Origin of the sequence: Xanthobacter sp. (genome assembly GCF_041911315.1) — a bacterium.
Taxonomy (GTDB): Bacteria; Pseudomonadota; Alphaproteobacteria; order Rhizobiales; family Xanthobacteraceae; genus Xanthobacter; species Xanthobacter aminoxidans.
The window spans coordinates 107,147-127,691 of sequence record NZ_JAYRPE010000065.1 but is presented as its reverse complement, the minus strand read 5'-3'; the positions used below and the strand labels follow the sequence as shown (position 1 = coordinate 127,691).

At 68.6% G+C, this 20,545-nt stretch carries 21 protein-coding genes; 4 read left to right on the top strand and 17 right to left on the bottom strand.

The annotated features are described in order from the left end of the window. Nucleotides 1–18: 18 nt before the first annotated feature. The gene (locus ACE3QW_RS18760) at nucleotides 19–1,338 is read left to right on the top strand and encodes a methyltransferase domain-containing protein (RefSeq protein ID WP_374253176.1); all 1,320 of its coding nucleotides are present in this window, start codon (nucleotides 19–21) and stop codon (nucleotides 1,336–1,338) included. Here ACE3QW_RS18760 and ACE3QW_RS18755 read toward each other — a convergent pair. From ACE3QW_RS18755 to ACE3QW_RS18725, 7 genes are all read right to left on the bottom strand, one after another. After that, the gene (locus tag ACE3QW_RS18755) at nucleotides 1,335–2,024 is read right to left on the bottom strand and encodes a GntR family transcriptional regulator (protein ID WP_081837477.1); all 690 of its coding nucleotides are present in this window, start codon (nucleotides 2,022–2,024) and stop codon (nucleotides 1,335–1,337) included. The two genes, ACE3QW_RS18760 and ACE3QW_RS18755, sit on opposite strands and share 4 nt — an antisense overlap. Before the next feature lie 52 nt (nucleotides 2,025–2,076). Continuing rightward, a complete protein-coding gene (locus ACE3QW_RS18750) occupies nucleotides 2,077–2,760 on the bottom strand; it encodes a DUF2848 domain-containing protein (protein WP_374253174.1) in 684 nt (227 codons plus the stop codon). 190 nt (nucleotides 2,761–2,950) lie between these two features. Next, nucleotides 2,951–4,123, bottom strand: a complete 1,173-nt coding sequence (locus tag ACE3QW_RS18745) for an ABC transporter substrate-binding protein (RefSeq protein ID WP_374253172.1) — start codon at nucleotides 4,121–4,123, stop codon at nucleotides 2,951–2,953. A 117-nt stretch (nucleotides 4,124–4,240) separates the two neighbouring features. Continuing rightward, nucleotides 4,241–4,966: an ABC transporter ATP-binding protein gene (locus ACE3QW_RS18740; protein WP_374253170.1), complete on the bottom strand. Its 726-nt coding sequence runs from the start codon at nucleotides 4,964–4,966 to the stop codon at nucleotides 4,241–4,243. A 3-nt stretch (nucleotides 4,967–4,969) separates the two neighbouring features. After that, the gene (locus ACE3QW_RS18735; RefSeq protein ID WP_169124694.1) at nucleotides 4,970–5,731 is read right to left on the bottom strand and encodes an ABC transporter ATP-binding protein; all 762 of its coding nucleotides are present in this window, start codon (nucleotides 5,729–5,731) and stop codon (nucleotides 4,970–4,972) included. Further along, nucleotides 5,731–6,567: a branched-chain amino acid ABC transporter permease gene (locus ACE3QW_RS18730; RefSeq protein ID WP_374253168.1), complete on the bottom strand. Its 837-nt coding sequence runs from the start codon at nucleotides 6,565–6,567 to the stop codon at nucleotides 5,731–5,733. Before ACE3QW_RS18730 ends, ACE3QW_RS18735 begins: the two co-directional genes overlap by 1 nt. Continuing rightward, nucleotides 6,567–7,439, bottom strand: coding sequence for a branched-chain amino acid ABC transporter permease (locus ACE3QW_RS18725; RefSeq protein ID WP_168461426.1), 873 nt, complete (start codon nucleotides 7,437–7,439; stop codon nucleotides 6,567–6,569). The genes ACE3QW_RS18730 and ACE3QW_RS18725 overlap by 1 nt, the downstream gene beginning before the upstream one ends. Nucleotides 7,440–7,903: 464 nt before the next feature. On the opposite strand from ACE3QW_RS18725, the gene ACE3QW_RS18720 reads away from it, so the two are divergent. Then, nucleotides 7,904–9,610, top strand: a complete 1,707-nt coding sequence (locus ACE3QW_RS18720; RefSeq protein ID WP_374253166.1) for an AAA family ATPase — start codon at nucleotides 7,904–7,906, stop codon at nucleotides 9,608–9,610. A 91-nt stretch (nucleotides 9,611–9,701) separates the two neighbouring features. Here the strand turns inward: ACE3QW_RS18720 and ACE3QW_RS18715 are convergent, their stop codons facing one another. Continuing rightward, the gene (locus ACE3QW_RS18715) at nucleotides 9,702–10,601 is read right to left on the bottom strand and encodes a substrate-binding domain-containing protein (protein ID WP_374253164.1); all 900 of its coding nucleotides are present in this window, start codon (nucleotides 10,599–10,601) and stop codon (nucleotides 9,702–9,704) included. Between the two features lie 203 nt (nucleotides 10,602–10,804). Here ACE3QW_RS18715 and mog point away from each other — a divergent pair, with 203 nt between their 5' ends. Then, nucleotides 10,805–11,350, top strand: a complete 546-nt coding sequence (mog, locus tag ACE3QW_RS18710; protein WP_374253163.1) for a molybdopterin adenylyltransferase — start codon at nucleotides 10,805–10,807, stop codon at nucleotides 11,348–11,350. A gap of 6 nt (nucleotides 11,351–11,356) precedes the next feature. Here the strand turns inward: mog and ACE3QW_RS18705 are convergent, their stop codons facing one another. The 6 genes from ACE3QW_RS18705 to fabA all read right to left on the bottom strand — a co-directional run bounded on the left by ACE3QW_RS18705 (nucleotide 11,357) and on the right by fabA (nucleotide 16,794). Further along, nucleotides 11,357–12,247, bottom strand: coding sequence for a cation diffusion facilitator family transporter (locus ACE3QW_RS18705; protein ID WP_374253161.1), 891 nt, complete (start codon nucleotides 12,245–12,247; stop codon nucleotides 11,357–11,359). A gap of 150 nt (nucleotides 12,248–12,397) precedes the next feature. Then, complete coding sequence (locus ACE3QW_RS18700; protein WP_374253159.1) at nucleotides 12,398–13,162, bottom strand: hypothetical protein; 765 nt, start codon at nucleotides 13,160–13,162, stop codon at nucleotides 12,398–12,400. A gap of 148 nt (nucleotides 13,163–13,310) precedes the next feature. Next, on the bottom strand, nucleotides 13,311–13,949 hold the full coding sequence (locus ACE3QW_RS18695; RefSeq protein WP_374253157.1) for a hypothetical protein: 639 nt from the start codon (nucleotides 13,947–13,949) through the stop codon (nucleotides 13,311–13,313). 11 nt (nucleotides 13,950–13,960) lie between these two features. After that, complete coding sequence (gene fabI, locus ACE3QW_RS18690; protein ID WP_374253155.1) at nucleotides 13,961–14,809, bottom strand: enoyl-ACP reductase FabI; 849 nt, start codon at nucleotides 14,807–14,809, stop codon at nucleotides 13,961–13,963. Nucleotides 14,810–14,978: 169 nt separating this feature from the next. After that, entirely contained in the window at nucleotides 14,979–16,196 is a 1,218-nt protein-coding gene (fabB, locus tag ACE3QW_RS18685; RefSeq protein WP_029555803.1) for a beta-ketoacyl-ACP synthase I, read from the bottom strand. Nucleotides 16,197–16,251: 55 nt separating this feature from the next. Then, entirely contained in the window at nucleotides 16,252–16,794 is a 543-nt protein-coding gene (gene fabA, locus ACE3QW_RS18680) for a 3-hydroxyacyl-[acyl-carrier-protein] dehydratase FabA (protein ID WP_024280910.1), read from the bottom strand. Between the two features lie 301 nt (nucleotides 16,795–17,095). Here fabA and mscL point away from each other — a divergent pair, with 301 nt between their 5' ends. After that, the gene (gene mscL / locus ACE3QW_RS18675; RefSeq protein WP_250167473.1) at nucleotides 17,096–17,560 is read left to right on the top strand and encodes a large conductance mechanosensitive channel protein MscL; all 465 of its coding nucleotides are present in this window, start codon (nucleotides 17,096–17,098) and stop codon (nucleotides 17,558–17,560) included. Between the two features lie 16 nt (nucleotides 17,561–17,576). Here the strand turns inward: mscL and ACE3QW_RS18670 are convergent, their stop codons facing one another. The 3 genes from ACE3QW_RS18670 to ACE3QW_RS18660 form a co-directional block, all read right to left on the bottom strand. Then, nucleotides 17,577–18,608 carry a proline iminopeptidase-family hydrolase gene (locus ACE3QW_RS18670; protein WP_374253153.1) on the bottom strand — a complete coding sequence of 344 codons (1,032 nt, stop codon included), beginning with the start codon at nucleotides 18,606–18,608 and terminating at the stop codon, nucleotides 17,577–17,579. Nucleotides 18,609–18,688: 80 nt separating this feature from the next. Next, a complete protein-coding gene (locus ACE3QW_RS18665; RefSeq protein WP_374253151.1) occupies nucleotides 18,689–19,759 on the bottom strand; it encodes a quinone-dependent dihydroorotate dehydrogenase in 1,071 nt (356 codons plus the stop codon). 8 nt (nucleotides 19,760–19,767) lie between these two features. Continuing rightward, complete coding sequence (locus tag ACE3QW_RS18660) at nucleotides 19,768–20,466, bottom strand: orotate phosphoribosyltransferase (protein ID WP_024280914.1); 699 nt, start codon at nucleotides 20,464–20,466, stop codon at nucleotides 19,768–19,770. Nucleotides 20,467–20,545 lie beyond the last annotated feature (79 nt).

Genomic DNA, 20,545 nt, shown 5'->3' with positions numbered 1-20,545 from the left:
ATGGCGCGGAGGGGGACCATGCCGAGCGAAACACCCAATGCCGGGGCGCAGAGCGCAAGCCTCGCCGACCGGCTGGCGGCCCTGTGGGATCATCTGGGGCTCGACGCCGCCCATGTGGCGACGCAGATGCCGGGCAGCCTCGCCGGCTTCGCGGCGGCCCATCCGGCGCGCATCGCGGGCCTGCTGTTCCACGAGCCGGTGGGCTGCGAGCCCGCCGCCTTCGCATCCGTCGCCGACCGCCTGACGGTGCTCGCCGGCGATGGCGGCACCTCCTCCCAGATCGCCGGAGTGATCGCGGCGGCCCTTCCCGACAGCCGCCGGCGCGTCCTCGAAAACTATGCGCAGCCCGGATGGGCCGACCATGTGCGCGACCGCACGGATGCGGTGGTGGACGCCCTGAGGGATCTGCCGGGAACGCCCAGCGTGCTGACGCGCGCGACAGAAAGCGGTGCCCATGCCGGCATCAGCTACGAAATCAGGGGATCGGGGCCGGCCCTCGTGCTGTTCCCCCTCTTCCTCGCCCCCACCCAGTGGGATGCGGCGCTGCCCCGCCTCGCCGCGCATTTCACCGTGATCCGGCTGGGCGGCGCGCATCTCGGCGGCGTCTCCCTGCTGGAGGACCGCGCCAGCAGCCCCAGCTATCGCGGCATGTTCGGGACGCTTCTCGACATCCTCGATCCCGGCCCCGCGGATCACATCCTCGACGTGGGCACCGGCTCCGGCGCGCTGGCGCGGATCGCCGCCCGGCGGGCGGGTCATGTCACCGCCTGCGACATCAATCCCTACATGGTGCGGGAGGGGGCGGACCTCGCCGCGAGCGCCGGCCTGTCGGACCGCATCACCTTCCGCGAGGCGGATGCCGGGCATTTGCCGTTCGCCGACGCCAGCTTCGACCATGCCTACAGCGTGACGGTGCTGGAGGAATGCGACGCCGACCGCGCCCTCGCCGAACTGTTCCGGGTGGTGAAGCCCGGCGGACGGGTGGGCGTCATCGTCCGCGCCATCGACGGCCGGCACGTCTTCAGCGCCGACCTGCCCGATGCGATCCGCGCCAAGGTGGAGGTGGTGCCGCCCATGGTGTCGCCCGGGGGCGTCGCCGACGCCAGCCTCTACCGGCGCATGCGGGCTGCGGGCCTTGTGGATCTCGTGCCCTGCCCGGCCATGCCGTCCTTCGAGAACGGCAGCGGGTTCTGGCGCTTCGTCGTCGGCCGGCTGGAGCCGCGCCTCCCGGCGGATGAGCTTGCCGCATTCCGCGCAGCCCTCGCGACGACCGAGGCCGAGGGCAAGCTGTTCGTCACCTTCCCCCATCACGGGGTGGTGGGCACCAAGCCGGCCTAAAGCTGCCGGTTCAGGTTTTCGGCGAAGGAGAGGATGTGGGCGCGGGTGGCCTGCTCGGCGGCATCTGCGTCGCGGGCGGCCAGCGTGTCGACGATGGCGGCGTGCTCGTCCACCACGCGGCGGTGGTGGGCGACATCGCGCAGGGAGACGAACCACACCCGCTGCGCCCGCTCGTGCAGGTTCCGCAGGATCTCGCCCAGCACCGGATTGCGCGCGCCGCCGGAAATGGTGAGGTGGAACTCGCGGTCGAGGGCCATCAGTTCGGTGATGTCCCCGTCGCCCGCGGCGGCGGTGCCCCGGCGCACATTCTCCTTCAGCGCGGCGATGACGTTTGCATCCGCCCGCTCGGCGGCAAGGCGCGCGCAGAAGCTCTCGTTGAGGAGGCGCACCTCCACCATGTCGCGCACCTCGTCCTGCGAGATGGGGCGCACGATGATGCCCTTGCGGGGCAGCACCTCCACGAGGCCGTCGCGCATGAGCCGGTCGAAGGCCTGACGTACGGGCGTGCGGCCGAGGCCGAGGGAGGCCGCCACCTGCGCCTCGCTCAGCGCCTCGCCGGGGCGGAAGGCGCACATGATGATGCGCTGCTTGATGACGTCATAGGCCGTGTCGCGGAGGGAGCGGACCTGCGGCGGCCCGACATCCTCGGCGATCTCCCGACCCACGTCGCGTGCATCGAGCTGCATGGCGCCTCTCCCTGACCGGTGCCGGTCGTTCTGTCTTGGTCCCGCCTCTCGCTCAGCCGGCGATGGGAAGGACGGTCACGTCATATCCATGGCGGATGATCCGGCCCAGCACCGGGTCCTCGATCTCGAACTCGAACCGCGCGGCCGGGCGGATGCCGCCGATGGCCGCGAGCGTGCCGCAGAATATGGCGGTGCCATCGGAGAATCCGGGCTCATAGCCGGCGATGATCTCCTCCGGCGGCAGCATGGCCGCCACCGAGCCCTGCTGGTAGAGCACGCGCGCGCCATCGATGACCGCATAGGAGCGGATGAGCAGGCTGTCCCAGTGGGGCAGCACCTCGTCCAGCGCCCAGAGGTCGGCGGCGACGGGCTTGTCGCACATCTGCTTGGACACGGTGATGCCGTAGGTCTCGACCTTGCGGTCGGTGTGGTCCGAGCCGACGCCGAGCCAGCGGCGGCCGTCGGCCTGAAGGATCATGAACTCCACCTCGCCGGAGGACTCCGGGCCGGTGGATTCGATCTCGCCGGCCGTGGTGAAGCGGGCGGCGGCGACGCGGTAGTAGATGGGCGTCGAGGCCGGACGGGCGACGCCCAGTTCCTCCAGCTCCACGATGTGCTTTTCCAGCGCGACCTTGTCGCGACCGGTCCAGCCCGCGATCACCGCATGGCGGATGGCGAGGGTCTCCGTGCGGCTCTCGCCGCCGGCGTGGAGGGTGAAGGTGAGCTTCGTGCCCATAGGGATCTCTCGTTCAGGAAAAGGGAAAAGACCGGCGCCTCCGAAAGGGGGAGGAAAGGAGGCGCCGGCCGACGCGCCAACCTGGAGCGCGATCCGGGCAGGGCAATCTGCTCGGACCACGCTCCAAACTGAACCCGGGAACGCGCTACCCGATCAGCCTGCGATGCAAGCTGATCGGCGCGTGCTCTGGTCAGTTCGGCGTGCGCGTGTCGAGAAGGGTCCACTTTCCGCCCTTCACCTCGAGGATGTAGACGGGCTTCACGGCGTCGCCGTCGGTGAAGGAGATGGCGCCTTCCAGCGCCTGGTAGTCCTTCAGCTTGGCGAGCTGGTCGCGGATGGCAGCGCGCTCTTCGGCGAGCTTCGCCTTGTCGCCGGTCACGTTGGCCCGCTTCATCGCCTCGGAATAGAGGTAGACGATGTCATAGACCGAGGCGTCCATCTGGTTCGGGTCGGTGCGGGTCAGGCCAGCGGCCTTGGTGCGCTTGCCGAACTCGGCGGTGAAGGCCTTGGTCTTGTCGTTCACCTCGGGGAAGAAGGTGGTGCCGATGGTGAGGTTGTCGCCGGCGCCGTCCATGCGCTTGGGCAGCTCGGGATCGGCGATGGTGGTGCCGCCAACGATGCGGGTGGAGACGCCCTGGCGCTTCAGCTCCTTGGCGAGGTTCACCGCGCCCTCGGGCGGCGAGCCGAGGCCGACGATGTCAGGCGCCATCTGCTTCAGCTGCGCCACCTGGGGCGACAGGTCGAAGGCGGCGAGCTGGAAGTCCACCGAGCCCTTGGAGGGGATGGCGTACTTCTCGAACATCTTGGGCACCACCACCGTGCCGATGGACTTGGACACCACGTCATCCGTGGCATAGGCCGCCGCGCCCGAGGCCATGGGCAGCTTCTTGTCCTTGATGGAGGCGAGTACCTGGTCGATGACCTTGCCCTCGTCCGTGGTGTTGCGGAAGCCGTAGGTGAAGCCCTTGGTGAGGCCGGGGGCCGAGGAGGCCATGGACATCTGCGAGATGCCCTCGCGCTCGCCCACCGGGAAGGTGGTGCGCACTTCCGAGGACGAGAACGGGCCGATGACGGCGAGCGCATTGGCATCCTGCGCGAAGGAGCGCAGCGCGGTGGTGGCCTGCTTGGGATCGCCGGCGGTGTCGAACTTCACCACCTTGATCTTCTTGCCGTTGATGCCGCCCTTGGCGTTGATTTCCTCCACCGCCATGTCGACGGCCACCTCATTGGTGTTGGCGAGGCTCACATACGGGCCGCTCTTGGCCATCATGTAGCCGAGGACCAGTTCGCCCTCCGCCCGCGCCGCTCCGGAGGCGACCAGCGCCGCCAGAAGGCCGGCGCCGAACAGCACGCTCTTCTTCATGTCCCGTTCTCCTCTTGGCTTTTGTTTCCCGGCCCCGGTCTTCGACCGGCGCCGGGTGCGCACGCTCAATCGCCGCGCGGGCTTGCCCCGAGGGCCCATGGGCCCTCGGACCGTGGTTCAATGGGCGGCCGACCCGCCGCCCAGATACGCGTCCTGCAAACGGGGATCGGCCGCGAGCACGTCGGGCGCGCCGGCCATGGCCACGCGGCCGAGTTCCAGCACGGTGGCGGAATGCGCCGCCTTCAGCGCCTTGCCGGTGTTCTGCTCCACCAGCAGCACGGAGAGGCCGTCCCCGTTCAGCTCGCGGATGAGATCGAACAGCTTGGAGACGAACAGCGGCGAGAGGCCCAGCGACGGCTCGTCCAGCATCATCAGGCGGGGCTTCGCCATCATGGCGCGGCCGATGGCCAGCATCTGCTGCTCGCCGCCGGAGAGGCAGGAGGCGGCCATGTGGCGGCGCTCGGCGAGGTTGGGGAAGCGGTCATAGATGGCCGCCATCTCCCGCTCCACCGCCGCCGTGTCGCGCCGCATGTGGGCGCCGAGCCGCAGGTTTTCTTCGACCGTCAGGGTGATGAGGATGCGCCGGCCTTCCGGCACCAGCACCACGCCGGCCGCCATGCGCCGGTGCGGCGGCAGGCGGGTGATGTCGGCATCCGCGAAGGTGATGCCCCCCGCCTTGGCCGGCACCGCGCCGAGGATGGCCTTGAGCAAAGTGGACTTGCCCGCGCCATTGGCGCCGAGCACGGTGACGACCTCGCCCTCGTTGACGGTCAGCGACACGTCCGAGAGCGCCGCGACGCGGCCGTAGGAGACGGAGAGGCCGGAGACTTCGAGCAGCGCCATGGCTCAGGCCTCCTCGTCCGTGCCGATATAGGCCTCGCGCACCAGCTTCTCCTGGCGGACGCGGGAGAGCGGGCCTTCGGCGATCTTCTCGCCGAAGTTCAGCACCACCACGTTCTCGCAGATCGAATCCACGAAGTGCATGTCGTGCTCCACCACGAGGAGGGTGACGCCCTTGGCCATCAGCGCCTTGAGATGATCGCGCAGGGCATTGGTCTCGCTGGGATTGAGGCCGGCGGCGGGCTCGTCGAGCATCAAGAGGCTCGCGCCGGCCAGCGTCGCGCGCACGAGGTCGATGCGCTTGCGCACGCCATAGGGCAGCGCGGAGACCATCTCGTCCGCCCAGCGGCCGAGGCCGCTCTCCTCCAGCGCCGCGCGCGCCTCGCGCTTCCAGCGGTGGTTGGGAAAGAGGCGGTAGGGGGTGAGCAGCGCGCCCAGCGAGGAGGCGCGCACGTGCTGGCCCACCAGCAGGTTTTCCAGCACCGAGAGGTGCGGCATCAGCCGGATGTTCTGGAACGAGCGGGCGACGCCGGTGGAGATGCGCTTGCGCGACGGCATGTGCGTCACGTCCTGCCCGTTCACCTCGATGCGCCCGGCATCGACGCCATAGACGCCGCTGACCAGGTTGAACACCGTGGTCTTGCCCGCCCCGTTGGGGCCGATGAGGGCGGTGGTGACGCCCTTCGGCACGGTGAAGGAGAGGTCGCGGATGGCGCGCACGCCGGCGAAGGATTTGGACAGGCCGGAGATGGCGAGAGCAGCGGACATCACGCGGCCTCCGCCTTGCGCCGGAACAGGCGGAACAGGGAGGACGTCACTAGCCCCTGCGGCCGCACGGCCATGAACAGGATGATGAAGACGGCGAACAGGGCGTAGCGCCACTGGTCGGAGGCGCGCAGCAGCTCCGGCACCAGCGTGAAGAAGGCAGCGCCCACCAGCGGCCCCCACACCGTCTGCGTGCCGCCGAACAGCACGTAGAGCACGGTGAAGACCGAGAGCAGCACGTTGAAGTGCTGGGCCTCGACGAAACTGTAATGGTGCGCGTAGAGCCCGCCGCCGAAGCCGGCCACCGCCGCCCCCAGCGCGAAGGCCGCGACCTTCATGCCGCGCACGGAGACGCCGAGCAGGTCCGCCACCGTCGCGTCGCTCTTCACCGCCGTGAGGCAGAGCGCGAAACGGGTGCGGGAGACGAGCAGCATCAGCACCACCACGCCGGCCGCCGCCGCATAGACCACGTAAGGGCCGGCATAATCGGTGACGGGATAGCCGGCCGCGCCGCCCACCACTTCCAGATTGAGGAAGATCGCGGAGATCACCTGCCCCAGGGCGAAGGTGGCCATGGCGAGATAGATGCCGTGGGTGCGCAGCACCGGCACGCCGATGAGCAGGCCCACCAGCCCCGCAAGCCCCGCGCCGAGCGGGATGGCCGCCCACATGGGCCACATATATTCGTTGGTGAGGAAGGCCGAGGCATAGGCGCCGATGGCCATGAAGCCGGCGATGCCGAGGTTCAACTGCCCCGCCGCCAGCGGCAGGTAGACCGCATAGGCGGCGATGACATTGAAGGCGAGGACGACGAGGACGCCCGTCAGATAGCCGCTCATCACAGCTTCTCCCGGCTGGCGGCGCGGCCCATGAGGCCCTGCGGACGCACGATGAGGATGAGGAGCAGGAGGCCGTAGACGGAGATGTTCACCACGTCCGCGCCGATGAAGGAGATGGAGAGCACCTCCGCGAGGCCGATGACGAGCCCGCCCAGCACCGCGCCCCAGATGGAGCCCATGCCGCCGACGATCATGGCCGCGACGCCCTTGAAGCCGACGCCCTCGCCCATGAAGGGCGACACCTGCTGGTAGTTCACCGCGAACAGAATTCCCGCCAGCGCCGCCAAGAGCGCCGAAGCGATGAAGAGCTGCGGCACGAGGCGGGAGATGTCGATGCCCATGAGCAGCGCCGTCTCCCGGTTCTCCGCCACGGTGCGGATGCGCCGGCCGCCGGCGGTGGAGGAGAGATACCAGGAGAGGAACGCCACGAGGCCGAGGGAGAGCGCCAGCGAGATGAGCTGCGCGATGCCGATGACGAGGCCGCCGAGGCGGATGTTGAGGTCCGGCAGCAGGGCCGGGAACGCCTGCTGGTCCGAGCCGTACTGGATCAGCATCAAATTCTCGAGCAGCACCAGGAAGCCAAGGGAGGAGACCAGCGGCACCTCAGGGTCGCCGCCCTGCATGGGCCGGTAGGCGAAGCGCTCCACCAGGAGCGAGACGAACGCCGCCGCCGCCAGCGCGCCCGCCGCGGCGATGAGGAAGGGCCAGCCCGCCTTCATCAGCCCGAAGGCGAGCATGCCGCCCACCATGAACAGGCCGGGGAGCGAGAAGTTCAGGAAGTTGAGCACGCCGATGGCGAGGGTGAAGGCCACCGCCACAAGCATGTAGATGGCCCCGAGCATGAGGCCGTTGACGATCTGCTGCGCGAGCATGGGCCGGGGCAACCTTCCTCTCGTACGCCTTGACGCGGGCGCTGCCCTCCCCTCCTCGACCTGGGGCGTCGCCCTCCGGAGATTGCGGACGGCACGGAAGCGGGGCAGCGATTAGGTTTGATACAAAGCTATTTTGGGCGTGGCTTCAAGCTGAAATTTCAGGCGGATTTCACTGCATTGCAGCAAGCGCCCTCCCCGCCTGTGCGCTGAATCGCCAAGGGCTTGCGCCGAGTTGAGAGGGTTGCGCGCGCAGCGCCTGCCCTCGGCGCGGGCGCCCTTCTGCACACGCCTGCGGCAGAGCGGCCGGTACCCCGGCGCCCGCCCCTCCGCGCCCGGCGACGCCCTGCATGGCTCCGGCCCCGATCTTGCTATCGCCCCTGCATCCCCGTTCGCGATGCCAGGGCGTGTCACAGGTCGGCCAATTTGTCGAAGCCCCGACATCGTTCGAGACATGAGGCTGCCCCATGAAACTCATCGTCGAACGCCTGGTGGTCGAAAGCCTGGTGGACGCCTTCCCGGACCAGGCGCACCTCCTCGCCCAGCCGCGCCTGTCGAGCCGCATGGAGCTGGGCCTCGATGCGCTGAAGCCCGATGAGCTGGCCCACCTGCACGAGCTGGTGCTGAAAACGGGCGGCACCACCATTCGCGGACAGGAGGAGCAGCTCGCCAATCTCGTCGGCGTGTTCCGGGACGACGGCAAGCGCTTCGGCCCGGACGAGTTGGAGGATCTGGCGGGCGCCATCGCGCTTTACTTCGTCAAGCACTGCATTCGCGGCTGGCTGTTCCGCATGAACCCCTCGGGCAAGCCCGAGCCCTATCTCATCACCCGCCTCGACTACACGCCCCCCGGCGAGGAGGAAGCGGGGCGGCTGATCGTGGAGCTGAAGGCCAACAATCGCGGCAAGACCCATGTGGAGAATTTGCTGATCCGCTCCAAGGACCTGCGCGGCCTCACCATTCCCGGCACGCTCGCCGCCAAGGGCTGGCTGATGGAGGATTCCGGCCTGCTCGCCTCCTTCGACGACCAGATGGTGCGCTATTTCGAATGGCGCGGCCGCTATGGCGAACAGTTCTCCGGGCGCGGCACGGGCCTCTTCGCCGAAGACCCCACCGCCAACCGGCGCGACACCGACTGGGCGCGCAAGGCGACCGTGGTGCTCTCCTCCTCCGGCAGCGAGGCGCGGCTGGTGAACGACGAGGAACTCCTCGGCGAGCGCACGCTGGGCACGGAGACGTCCGGCTTCTTCCTCGACAAGATCGTGAAGAAGGCGGACAAGCAGAACCTCTTCCACATGGCCGTAGACGAGGCGTTGCGCGCGGCGAAGGACAGCATCCCCAAGGGTGCCTTCACCGACATGCCCGTCCATCCCTTGATCCTGATGTTCCATCTGGAGCTGCACCACCATGTGTGGGTGCATGTGGACGACATAAGGCCCTACGAATACCACCCGGAACTCAAGCAGAAGCTGGTGCTGCCGCCGGAGCAGACCGACCTCATCGACATCCTCACCGCCGAGATGAACACGCTCATGGACGACGTGGTGGCGGGCAAGTCCGGCGGCACCACCGTGCTCTGCGCCGGCCCGCCCGGCGTCGGCAAGACGCTCACCGCCGAAGTCTATTCCGAGATCATCCAGCGCCCGCTCTACCGCGTGCATTCCGGCCAGCTCGGCCTCGATGTGGCGCACATGGAGCAGGCCTTGAAGGATGCCCTCACCCGCGCCCAGCGCTGGGGCGCGGTGATGCTGATCGACGAGGCGGACGTCTACATCAAGCGCCGGCAGGACAACCTCACCATGAATGCGGTGGTGGGCGTGTTCCTGCGCGTGCTCGAATACTTCAACGGCCTCTTGTTCCTCACCACCAACCGGGTGGACGACATCGACGAGGCCATCGTCTCGCGCTGCATCGCCCTCATCAAATATCACTCTCCCGGCCCGGATGACCGGCGCAAGATCTGGCGGGTGATGTGCGACCAGTTCGGCCTCATCCTCTCCAACGAGCTCATCGACACGCTGGTGGAGATGTTCCCGGAGACCTCCGGCCGCGACATCAAGGGCCTCGCCAAGCTGGTGGCGAAATACTGCTCGCAGAAGGGCGTGCCGCCCTCCATCGACGCCTTCCGCCGCTGCGCCATCTTCCGCGCGCTGGACGTGCCGCCGCTCGCCTGAGCCGCGCCCGGATAGAGCACCCCATTGCCGTCACTGGCCCGCCCGGTCCCTCGGGCGGGTCTTTTTTGTCTGTTGAAATGACGAAAGGGCGTCACGCCCCGTTGAAATGAACCGTCCCGAAGCCGGAGACGTCATAGCCACCCAGCTCCGCCGCCCGCGCCTCGAAGGCGGGTTCCCGGCAGAAGGCGACGAGCTTCTGGAACGAGGGCTCGAAATAGGCCCGGCGCCAGACCATGAGGTCGAAACGTTCCTCCACCAGCGGCACGAAATCGAGATTGTGCAGGCGCGCGGCGGCGGCGATGCCGAGGCCCACATCCGCCCGCCCGGTGGCGACCGCGAGGGCAAGATCGGTCTCCGAGCGCTCCGCCGTGCCGGCGCAGGTGAGGGCGTCGCGGCCCATTCCTTCCGCGGCGAGCAGGCGATCCAGCACCAGCTCGCTCGCCGCCTCCTTCTGGCGCGTCTGGAATTTGAGGCCCTTCACATCGGCGAGGCAGGTGGGCGGACGGGGAAGGCCCGGCCGGCAGATCAGCCCACGCACCCGCCGCGCCCATTCCACCAGCACCCACGGCGCGCGGCCGAAGCGCTCTTCCACCACTCCCGCATTCCAGTCGTCGCCCTCCGGCACATGCAGGCCCACGGCGATGCACTCGCCCCGGTCCGCCCGGTCGAGGCCGTCGAGCGCGCCGTCCATGAGGCAGGCGATGCCGGAGCGCGATTCGCGCAGCGCCCATTCCAGCAGCGGATCGTGGCCCCCGGTCATCACCGCCGGCGGGGCGTGATGGTCCAGCGGGATGGTCTCCGGCATCGGCGCGTGGGCTGGCGCGGGATCGGCAGATCCGGCGATCCACTCCTGGATTTCCTGCCGCGGAAACAGCAGCTTGCCCGTCACCCGCCGCACCGGAAGGCTGCCAGTGGCGACGAGGTCGTAGACCTTGCGCTCGCGCACCCTCAGCAGCGCCGCGAGCTCGCGGGTGGTGAGATATTCCGACATCCGGCCCGGCCCGATTGGCCTCCACCACGCAGGGCGCGCCGGAGGAAACGACACTTTTCTCTTATGTTCACATGAATACGGCATGGCGGCTGCGTCGCAAGCCCAAATTGTAACCCTGCGACGGGGCACCGCTGGTGCGGCGCTTGCTTTAGACTGCCGGGCACGCCAGCACAGGCGGAACGCTTTCCAGCCGGATTTTCCCCATGACCCCTGCCGCGTCTCCCGCCCGCATCGGCATCGTCACCATCTCGGACCGCGCCAGTTCCGGCACCTATGAGGATCTCAGCGGCCCGGCCATCGAGGCCTGGCTGCGCCACGCCATCACCAGCCCGTGGGTCGCCGACTACCGGATCATCCCGGACGGGTTCGAGAGCGTGCGCGACACCCTCATCACCCTCGCGGACGCGGAACACATGGACCTCATCTGCACCACGGGCGGCACCGGCCCCTCCCCGCGCGACCTGACGCCGGAGGCCATGGCGGCGGTGATCGAGAAGCCGCTGGCAGGCTTCGGCGAGCAGATGCGGCGCATCAGCCTCAACGAGGTGCCCACCGCCATCCTGTCGCGGCAGGAGGCGGGGGTGCGCGGCAAGACGCTGATCGTGAACCTGCCGGGCAAGCCCGCGTCCATCGCGGTGTGCCTCGCGGCGGTGTTCCCGGCCATCCCCTATTGCCTGGACCTGATCGGCGCCGGGCGCATCGAGACCGATCCGACCGTCTGCGCCGCGTTCCGGCCCAAGGGCGCGTGACAGGACTTAGACGACCACCACGCCGCGGTGCTTGGCCTCGCCCTCGGGCTCCACATGGATGGTGATGATCGCATCGTCCATGTCGCGCTCGAAGGCGTTCTCGATGCGGTCGCAGATGTCGTGGGCGGCGGCCACCGTCATGTCGCCGGGCACCACCAGGTGGAATTCCACGAAGGTGATGCGCCCGGCATGGCGGGTGCGCAGGTCGTGCGCCTCGATGGCGCCGGCGGCATGGAGCGAGACCAGCTCGCGGATGCGCGCCACCACGTCCGGCGGCGGCGCGGCGTCCATCAGCCCGCCCACGGATTCCTTCATCAGGCTCCAGCCGGTCCACAGCACGTTGAGCGCCACGAGGCCCGCGATGAGCGGATCGAGCACCGGCCAGCCGGTGACGGGCACCAGCACGAAGCCGATCAGCACGCCGACGGAGGTGACGACATCGGTCAGCACATGCTTGCCGTCGGCGACGAGGGCCGGCGAGCGCATGGCCTTGCCCACCCGCAGCAGCACCAGGCACCAGACGGCGTTGATGAGCGTCGCCGCGCCGTTGATGAGCATGCCGGTAAAGGGCTGGTCGGGCAGATGCGGGTCGAGGAAGCCGTAATAGGCCTCGCGCATGATGGTGACGGCCGCCACCACCACGAGCACGCCTTCCAGCACCGCCGAGAGATATTCCGCCTTGTGATGGCCGAACTGGTGGTTGTCGTCGGCGGGGCGCGCGGACACGGTGATGGCGAACAGCGCCGCGGCCGAGGCGGCGACGTTGATGATGCTTTCCAGCGCGTCGGACAGCAGCGCCACCGAGCCGGTGACCCACCATGCCAGCGTCTTCAGGCCGAGGACGACGGCGCCAACCAGCACGCTCGCCGCCGCAATCCAGAGCACCTTGCGGCTCATGTCGGCCTCCATTCTGCACGCCGTCGGGGGCGGCGCCGCGGGTCCGTCCCGCGCGGTCGGCAGGACGTACCGAACCCCGCGCCCCGGCGCAACCGCGCCGGGGTCGCACTCCCGGACAAGCTGGAGGTTACACCCGCCTTACACCGCCCCTTAGGGCAGCTTCATGTGCTCGAGCGAGCGCTGGATGGCTTCCGGCCCCACCATGATGACGCCGTCGAACGGCGAGCTCATCTCCAGGATCAGGAAGATGGCGCCGGCCAGCGACAGCGCGCACAGGGGAAAGACGATGAGCGAGACGAGGTTCACCGGCGAGAACAGCCCGAAGCTGGCGAAGATCAGTGTCAGCCAGATGATCAGCACGACGATGAACACCGGCGGGATCTCGGTGACGGCCTCGGCGATCAGCGTCCAGCGCAACGCGTTCAGTGTTTTGAACCGGTCGAGCGCCTCCGCCTTGAGATCGGCCTGCTCGGCACCGGAGGGCTCGAGGATGCGGATCTCGTGGCCGACGCGCTCTAGCATCTGCTCCGACTTGAAGGAGGCGACCAGCACGGGCGCGCTATTGGCATCGGGCCAGGTCTCGTTCATGGCGTGGACCGTGTAGGCGCGCAGGGCCTCGCGCGCCGGCTTGGCCGCTGGCCCGTAATGTTGAAGCGTGGCATCGAGAATGGTGAGGAACGTCGCATATTGCTGCACGTCCTTGCCGGTGGTGTCGAAATTGCCCTTCACCGAGGCGGTCATCAGGCCGAGGATCAGCGACGCCATGGCCGCGACCATGCCGACCCCCAGCTTCACCGCCTCCTGCGTCTCCTTGGAGAGGTGATGGGCCTTCAGCCAGCGCTGCGAACCCATGCCGAACAGCGCGCCGCCCTCAAGCGCGAGGAAGACCAGTAACGCGACGTGCCAAGCCTCCATGGCTTCCCCCCGGCCTGCACTCCCGTCTGAGTCTTGCTTGATTATCGGCGCAGGCGACCGAACGTATCGCCCGATACGATGCCGGCTGTGTAGCGTAAAGGGAGAAAATCGTGCGCGGGCGACCGACCCTGGCGAAATCGGGCGGCGATCAGCGGGAGGCGGCTGCGATCAGCGCCCGCTTGCGGGCAAGGTCGGCATAGCCGGCGACCACGTCCGCACCGATCACGTAGGCGGGCGGATCGAGCACCCGGAGCGCGGCGGCGAGCGCCACCCCCTGGGTGAGGATGTCCGTAATGTCCGGCTGGTTGGCGGCGCGGAACACCTTGTAGTGGTCCAGCCCCTCGGCACGCACCACGTTGAGCGCCTTCACCCCGTCGATGTCGCCGGTGGTGGCGGCGAGCGCGAGGTAGAAGTCGCCGAACTTGGCCGGCTGCATGGCGAGCACGGCCAGAGCCACCCGCGCCGCCTCGATGGAGCCCACGTCCACCCGCGGCGTCTGCACGATGGCATAGGCGAGCTTGGCGTCGCCGGCGAGCAGCTCGCGCATGTCGAGGGCGGAGCGGCGCCAGTCGGGGGCGTTGAAATCCACCAGCTCGGTGACGAGGGGCCTGGTCTTCTGCGCCCCCAGCACGGCCTTGCCGGGCATGGCGTCGAGCAGCTTGCGCGCGTCGGGCGTGACGGGATCGGCGAGGGCGGGGGATGCCGTTGCGGCAATCAAGCCGGCACCGGCGGCCAGAAGCCCCCGACGGGTCAGCGGACGGCAAAGCTGCTCGGCCCGGGCGCCCATGCCCGCCGGCCCTATTCGGCCGCCTTGGTGGGCACCTCGGCGGCGGCCTGCGCCTCCGCATCCTCCTGCGCCTTCAGCACGTCGGGGTGCGGCATGGAGATGATGTTGTAGCCGGAATCGACGAAATGCACTTCGCCGGTCACGCCGGCCGAAAGGTCGGAGAGGAGATAGAGGGCCGAGCCGCCCACCTCCTCGATGCTGACCGTGCGGCGCAGGGGGGCATGGCGCTTCTGGTAGTTGAACATCACCCGCGCATCGGCGATGCCGGCGCCCGCCAGCGTGCGCACCGGGCCGGCGGAGATGGCGTTGACGCGGATGCCCACGGGGCCGAAATCCGCCGCCAGATAGCGCACGGAAGCCTCCAGCGCCGCCTTGGCCACGCCCATCACGTTGTAATTGGGCATGACGCGGGTGGAGCCGCCATAGGTGAGGGTGATCAGCGAGCCGCCGTCCGGCATCAGCGCCGCGGCGCGCTTGGCGATCTCGGTGAAGGAGAAGCAGGAGATCACCATGGTGCGGGAGAAATTCTCCCGGCTGGTGTCGGCGTAGCGGCCCTTCAGCTCGGACTTGTCGGAGAAGGCGACGGCGTGGACCAGGAAGTCGATCTTGCCCCAGCTCTCCTTCAGCGCGGCGAACACCGCGTCCACGCTGGCGAGGTCTTCCACGTCGCACGGCAGCAGGAGGGAGGAGCCGACGCTCTGCGCCAGCGGCTTCACGCGCTTGGCCACCTGCTCGCCCTGGTAGGTGAAGGCGAGTTCCGCGCCCTGACCCGCCAGCGCCTTGGCAATGCCCCAGGCGATGGAATGATCGTTGGCGACACCCATCACCAGGCCGCGCTTGCCCTTCATCAGGTCCTGCATAACCTACCCTCTTGCGCCTGAGACGCCGATAGCAGACGGCGCCCGGCCACGCCATCGCGTTTCGGCCGGCGCCGGCTCACCATTGATGACCAATCCTGAACGCCGCCCTATCGGAGCAGCAGGCGTCCAGCAGTTTCAGGCGTCCACCTGCCTCAGGCGTCCACCTGCGTCAGGCATCCACGTGCTTGATGACGAGGCTGGCATTGGTGCCGCCGAAGCCGAAGCCGTTGGACAGCACATGGCCGAGCTTCACGTTGTCCACCCGCTTGCGCACGATGGGCATGTCGGCGAAGGCCGGGTCGATTTCCTCGATGTTGGCGCTCTCGGCGATGAAGCCGTTCTGCATCATGAGGATGGAATAGATCGCCTCGTGCACGCCGGTGGCGCCCTGCGAGTGGCCGGTGAGCGACTTGGTGGCCGAGATGGGCGGGCACTTGTCGCCGAACACGGCGCGGATCGCCTCGATCTCCTTGAGATCGCCGATGGGCGTCGAGGTGGCGTGGGGGTTGATGTAGTCGATGGGCGCCTTGATGCCCGCGATGGCGAGCTTCATGGCGCGCTCGGCGCCCTCGCCCGAGGGGGCCACCATGTCCACGCCATCGGAGGTGGCGCCATAGCCGGCGATTTCGCCATAGATGCGCGCGCCGCGGGCCTTGGCGTGCTCCAGCTCTTCCAGCACGAGGACGCCGGCGCCGCCGGAGATGACGAAGCCGTCGCGGTTCTTGTCATAGGCGCGGGAGGCGACCGCCGGGCGGTCGTTGAAGTTGGACGACATGGCGCCCATGCCGTCGAACAGCACGGAGAGGGTCCAGTGCAGGTCCTCGCAGCCGCCGGCGAAGATGATGTCCTGCTTGCCGTACTGGATCAGCTCGTAGGCGTTGCCGATGCAGATGTTGGTGGTCGCGCAGGCGGCCGAGATGGAATAGCTCAGGCCCTTGATCTTGAACCAGGTGGAGAGCGTCGCCGAGGCGGTGGAGCCCATGGCCTTGGGCACCGCGAACGGGCCGACGCGCTTCGGCCCCTTTTCGCGGGTGATGTCGGCCGAGTCGACGATGGTCTTGGTGGAGGAGCCGCCCGAGCCCATCACGAGGCCGGTGCGGATGTTGGACACCTCGTTCGGCTCAAGGCCCGAATCGCGGATGGCCTGCTCCATGGCCACGTGGTTCCACGCGGTGCCGCCGCCGTGGAAGCGCATGGCGCGGCGGTCCACCACCTCTTCCGCGTTCAGGGTCGGCGCACCGTGCACCTGGGACCGGAATCCGAGCCGGGAATAGTCCTCGGCGAAGGAAATACCGCTCTTGGCTTCGCGCAGGCTGGCAAGAACCTCCTGCGTGTTGTTGCCGATGGACGAGACAATGCCCATCCCGGTGACGACGACGCGCCGCATGTCAAATCCCCATTGGAGTGCACCCAGTGTCGCCGCAGATCGTGGCGAGGCCTTGTCAGGCGCTCGCGGCGCCTGCGGGCTGGGGTGCCGTCTCGGCCTGGAACAGGCCCACCTTCAGATCCTTGGCGCGGTAGATCACCTCGCCGTCCGCCGCCAGCCAGCCGTCGGCGATGCCGAGCACCAGCTTGGAGCGCATGACGCGCTTGAACTCGATGCCGTAGACCACCTTCTTCACGCCCGGGAGAACCTGGCCGGAGAATTTCAGTTCGCCGAGGCCCAGCGCCCGGCCGCGGCCGGACGAGCCGAGCCAGCCGAGGTGGAAGCCCACGAGCTGCCACATGGCGTCAAGGCCGAGGCAGCCGGGCATGACGGGATCGCCCTTGAAGTGGCAGGCGAAGAACCAGAGGTCCGGATTCACGTCCAGCTCGGCGCGCACCATGCCCTTGCCGAATTCGCCGCCGGTCTCCGAGATTTCAGTGATCCGGTCGAACATCAGCATGGGCGGCAGCGGCAATTGCGCGTTTCCGGCCCCGAACAGCTCGCCACGTCCGCACGCGAGGAGATCCTCATAATCGAAGCTGGTCTGCCGGTCCGCCATTCTTGCCAGTGTCGCCGTTTGCCGCCTCTGCACCGCCCGCGAGGGCAGCCGAGGGTTGCTGTTGATGAGCCCGCAAGGGCCGCCCCCGCCATCGGTGGCGGGCACTCCCTAACATAGGCAGGGGCGCGCTCAAAGTCATGAAAGCGTCACGGGTGGCACGATGCGCGCGATATCCGGCCGCGCCCGGCGAACCGGATCGGCAACTCGGGCGTTGCCCTTGGGGCACTGGGCTATGGTATCGCCAAGCGGCGGGACGCATCGGCGCCCCGGTCGCGACATCGGGCGGGAGCACGCAATGCCGATTCTCAAGGAGTTCAAGGAGTTCGCGGTCCGCGGCAACGTGGTGGACCTGGCGATAGGTGTCATCATCGGTGCCGCCTTCGGCAATATCGTCACCTCGCTGGTGGGCGACGTGTTCATGCCGGTCATCGGCGCGGTCACGGGCGGGCTCGACTTCTCGAACTATTTCATTCCGCTCTCGAAGTCGGTGACCGCCGCAAACCTCGCCGACGCCAAGAAGCAGGGCGCGGTATTGGCGTATGGATCATTCATCACCATCGCCATCAATTTCATCATCGTGGCGGGTGTGCTCTTCCTCGTGGTGCGCGGCATCAACGCCTTGCGGCGGGCCGAAGCCGGCAAGCCGCCGGCCGCGCCGACCAAGACCGAGGCGCTGCTGATGGAGATTCGCGACATCCTCGCCTCCGAGCGGCCCGCCGCCCGCCCGCCGGTGACGCCCGCGCCGCCCGCCCCGCCGACCATGTAAAGCCTGAACAGGGGGCTCAGGGCTTGGTGCCCTGCGCCGTAGGCGCATCCTTCTGCGCCAAGGCATCCTGCCGGCGCAGGAAGCCGCGCACCACCGCCACCGACTCGTCGGGGCGGTCGTTGAAGATGCCGTGGGCGGCGCCGGGGATCACCGCGAACTCGGCGCCGCCGGGCACCTGCTCGGCAAAGGCCGCGACCGTGGAGATTCGCGTCTCGTCATACTGGCCGATGACGAACAGGGTGCGCGCCCCGTCGAGCCGCGCCAGCAGCGGCTCCCCATCGTAATCCTTCAGCGTGCCGGTCTGGGTGAACTCGCCGGCGCCGTTCATGGCGACGTACAACCTTTCATTGAGCTTCAGGTTCTGCGCCGCCTCATAGGCCTTGCGCATGGCCGGCAGCGGCTCGCGGCGGTTGAAGGCGGCGTAGAAGGCGCCGGCGGCTGCATCGCAAGTGGCCTGCGGCGGCGGGGCTTTAGCCTCGCAGGCGTCGATCACCGCCTGCACGTCCGCCGGCAGCGCCGCGCGGCGGGCGGTGACGTCCGCGATCCAGCTCTTGCCGGAGATGAAGGGGCTGGCCAGCACCAGCCCGGCCAGCGTCGCTGGCTTCCGCGCCGCCCACTCCAGCGCGATGGTGGCGCCCCAGCTGTGCCCGAGCACATGGAAGCGCGCGAGGCCGAGCGCGGCGGCGACGGCGTCGATCTCGTCAGCGAAGCGGGGAACGGTCCAGTTGGCGGGATCGTCGGGATGGTCGGAGCGGCCGCTGTCGAGCTGGTCATAGAGCACCACCATGCGCTCGTCGGCCAGCTCCAGCGGGTCGTGGAAGGTGGAATGCATCCCACCCGGCCCGCCGTGGAGGAGTAGCACCGGCAGCCTGCCGTTCGCGCTCACCCCGTTGGTGCGCACATAGATGCGCCCGCCCTTCACCGGAACCATCAGCTCCCGGTCCGCCAGGGGGAACACCGCCGGCCGCGCGAGGCCCGGCCGGGCCGCGGGGACTAGCGCCGCCGCGCCGAAAAGAGAGAGGAAGGCGCGTCGATCCAGCCCGGCCATGATGCCCCACCGTCAGGAGGAAGGAGCATCAGGGGTAACAGAGTAGCCGCCGCGGTCAAGCGCGGCGTGCCACCGGGGGATCAGCGGACGTCCGCGCCCACCGCGTCCGCCACATGGGCGAAGCCGTCGGCCTTCAGGCGGGCGGCAAGGTCGGTCTTGATCCGACCGACGAGGCCGGGGCCGTGGAACACCAGCGCGGAATAGAGCTGCACGAGGCTCGCCCCGGCCCGGATCTTGGCATAGGCGTCGGCGCCCGAGCTGATACCGCCCGAGCCGACCAGCGGCAGGCGTCCGCCCACGAGCCGATAAAGCGCGCCGAGCCGCTCGGTGGAGAGCGACATGAGCGGCTTGCCGGAGAGGCCGCCGGCCTCGCCCTTGTGCGCGCTGTGCAGGCTCGCCGGGCGCGACAGGGTGGTGTTGCCCATGATGATGCCGTCGATCCCGGTCTCCAGCGCCACCTCGGCCACGTCGGCAAGGCCGGCGTCGTCGAGGTCGGGCGCCACCTTCACCAGCAGCGGCGGGCGTTCGGCCGGGTCGGGCACCGAGGCGTTGCGCACGCCGACGAGGTGGGCGAGCAGCGCCTCCATCTCCGCCCGCGCCTGCAGGGCGCGCAGTCCCGGCGTGTTGGGGGAGGAGATGTTGCACACGATATAATCGGCGAGCCGGCAGGTGGCGGAAACGCCGGCGGCGTAATCCTCCAGCGTGTCCTCGCTCTCCTTGTTCTTCCCCACGTTGGCGCCGAGGATGCCCTTGCCGCCCGCCGAGCGGCGCTTGGCCAGCCGGTAGACGAACGGGGCGAGGCCCTCGCTGTTGAAGCCGAAGCGGTTGATGACCGCCTCGTCCTCCTCCAGCCGGAACAGGCGCGGCTGCGGATTGCCGGGCTGCGGACGCGGCGTGACGGTGCCCATCTCGGCGAAGCCGAAGCCCATCTTCAACAGGCCGTCCGCCACCTCGCAATGCTTGTCGAAGCCGGCGGCGAGGCCCACGGGATTGGGGAAATCGAGGCCCCACACGCGGGTCGCGAGCACCGGGTCGTCATGGCCGGAGAGGTTCGGCATCAGCCCCCGCGCCATGGCGCGGACGGCATAGCCGTGCGCCCGCTCCGGGGTCACCAGCCCGAGGAAGGGCCGAACAAGGGCGTAGAGATCCATGAAGGGCGTCACTCGCCGGTGGTGGCGGTGCCGCCGTGGGCCTTGGACCAGCTGTGCGGATCGTTGAGGAACGATTCGATCTCGGCCACCTGCTTCGATTCGAAGCGGTTCATCTTCTTCACCTGCGCCAGCACGTCCCACCAGGTGGCGAGGCGGTGGAGGCTGAGGCCGGCGCTGTCCAGGATGCCCGAGGCCTCGGAGAAGATGTCGTAATAGAAGAACACGAAGCAGTGCTGGCACTCCGCCCCGGCCTCACGCAGGGCATTGACGAAATTGACCTTGCTCTTGCCGTCGGTGGTCAGGTCCTCGACCAGGAGCACCCGCTCGCCGGGGGCGAGGTGGCCCTCGATCTGGGCGTTGCGGCCGAAGCCCTTGGGCTTCTTGCGCACATACTGCATGGGCAGCATCATCCGGTCGGCGACCCAGGCGGCGAAAGGAATGCCCGCCGTCTCGCCGCCCGCCACCGTGTCGAACTGCTCGTAGCCGATCTCGCGGTAGATGGTGGAGATGCCGAAATCCACCAGCGTCTGGCGCACGCGGGGGAAGGAGATGAGGCGGCGGCAGTCGATATAGACCGGGCTCGCCCAGCCCGAGGTGAAGATGAAGGGCTCGCCGGAGGAAAAGCGCACCGCCTCGACCTCGAGCAGCATCCGCGCCGTCTGCTCGGCGATGGTAGCCTTGTCCGGGAAAGCAGTGACATTCGCCATGAGTGAAGCCTTCGTCGCGGTTTCGTCGCTTGTGTGTGACGCGCATATATCAGAGCGGAGCGGCATTGCGACAGGCCCG

Bases quoted from the DNA above. Each gene is read 5' to 3' on its own strand.
- ACE3QW_RS18760 (WP_374253176.1), top strand. From the start codon at position 19: ATGCCGAGCGAAACACCCAATGCCGGGGCGCAGAGCGCAAGCCTCGCC.
- ACE3QW_RS18755 (WP_081837477.1), bottom strand. From the start codon at position 2,024: ATGCAGCTCGATGCACGCGACGTGGGTCGGGAGATCGCCGAGGATGTC.
- ACE3QW_RS18750 (WP_374253174.1), bottom strand. From the start codon at position 2,760: ATGGGCACGAAGCTCACCTTCACCCTCCACGCCGGCGGCGAGAGCCGC.
- ACE3QW_RS18745 (WP_374253172.1), bottom strand. From the start codon at position 4,123: ATGAAGAAGAGCGTGCTGTTCGGCGCCGGCCTTCTGGCGGCGCTGGTC.
- ACE3QW_RS18740 (WP_374253170.1), bottom strand. From the start codon at position 4,966: ATGGCGCTGCTCGAAGTCTCCGGCCTCTCCGTCTCCTACGGCCGCGTC.
- ACE3QW_RS18735 (WP_169124694.1), bottom strand. From the start codon at position 5,731: ATGTCCGCTGCTCTCGCCATCTCCGGCCTGTCCAAATCCTTCGCCGGC.
- ACE3QW_RS18730 (WP_374253168.1), bottom strand. From the start codon at position 6,567: ATGAGCGGCTATCTGACGGGCGTCCTCGTCGTCCTCGCCTTCAATGTC.
- ACE3QW_RS18725 (WP_168461426.1), bottom strand. From the start codon at position 7,439: ATGCTCGCGCAGCAGATCGTCAACGGCCTCATGCTCGGGGCCATCTAC.
- ACE3QW_RS18720 (WP_374253166.1), top strand. From the start codon at position 7,904: ATGAAACTCATCGTCGAACGCCTGGTGGTCGAAAGCCTGGTGGACGCC.
- ACE3QW_RS18715 (WP_374253164.1), bottom strand. From the start codon at position 10,601: ATGTCGGAATATCTCACCACCCGCGAGCTCGCGGCGCTGCTGAGGGTG.
- mog (WP_374253163.1), top strand. From the start codon at position 10,805: ATGACCCCTGCCGCGTCTCCCGCCCGCATCGGCATCGTCACCATCTCG.
- ACE3QW_RS18705 (WP_374253161.1), bottom strand. From the start codon at position 12,247: ATGAGCCGCAAGGTGCTCTGGATTGCGGCGGCGAGCGTGCTGGTTGGC.
- ACE3QW_RS18700 (WP_374253159.1), bottom strand. From the start codon at position 13,162: ATGGAGGCTTGGCACGTCGCGTTACTGGTCTTCCTCGCGCTTGAGGGC.
- ACE3QW_RS18695 (WP_374253157.1), bottom strand. From the start codon at position 13,949: ATGGGCGCCCGGGCCGAGCAGCTTTGCCGTCCGCTGACCCGTCGGGGG.
- fabI (WP_374253155.1), bottom strand. From the start codon at position 14,809: ATGCAGGACCTGATGAAGGGCAAGCGCGGCCTGGTGATGGGTGTCGCC.
- fabB (WP_029555803.1), bottom strand. From the start codon at position 16,196: ATGCGGCGCGTCGTCGTCACCGGGATGGGCATTGTCTCGTCCATCGGC.
- fabA (WP_024280910.1), bottom strand. From the start codon at position 16,794: ATGGCGGACCGGCAGACCAGCTTCGATTATGAGGATCTCCTCGCGTGC.
- ACE3QW_RS18670 (WP_374253153.1), bottom strand. From the start codon at position 18,608: ATGGCCGGGCTGGATCGACGCGCCTTCCTCTCTCTTTTCGGCGCGGCG.
- ACE3QW_RS18665 (WP_374253151.1), bottom strand. From the start codon at position 19,759: ATGGATCTCTACGCCCTTGTTCGGCCCTTCCTCGGGCTGGTGACCCCG.
- ACE3QW_RS18660 (WP_024280914.1), bottom strand. From the start codon at position 20,466: ATGGCGAATGTCACTGCTTTCCCGGACAAGGCTACCATCGCCGAGCAG.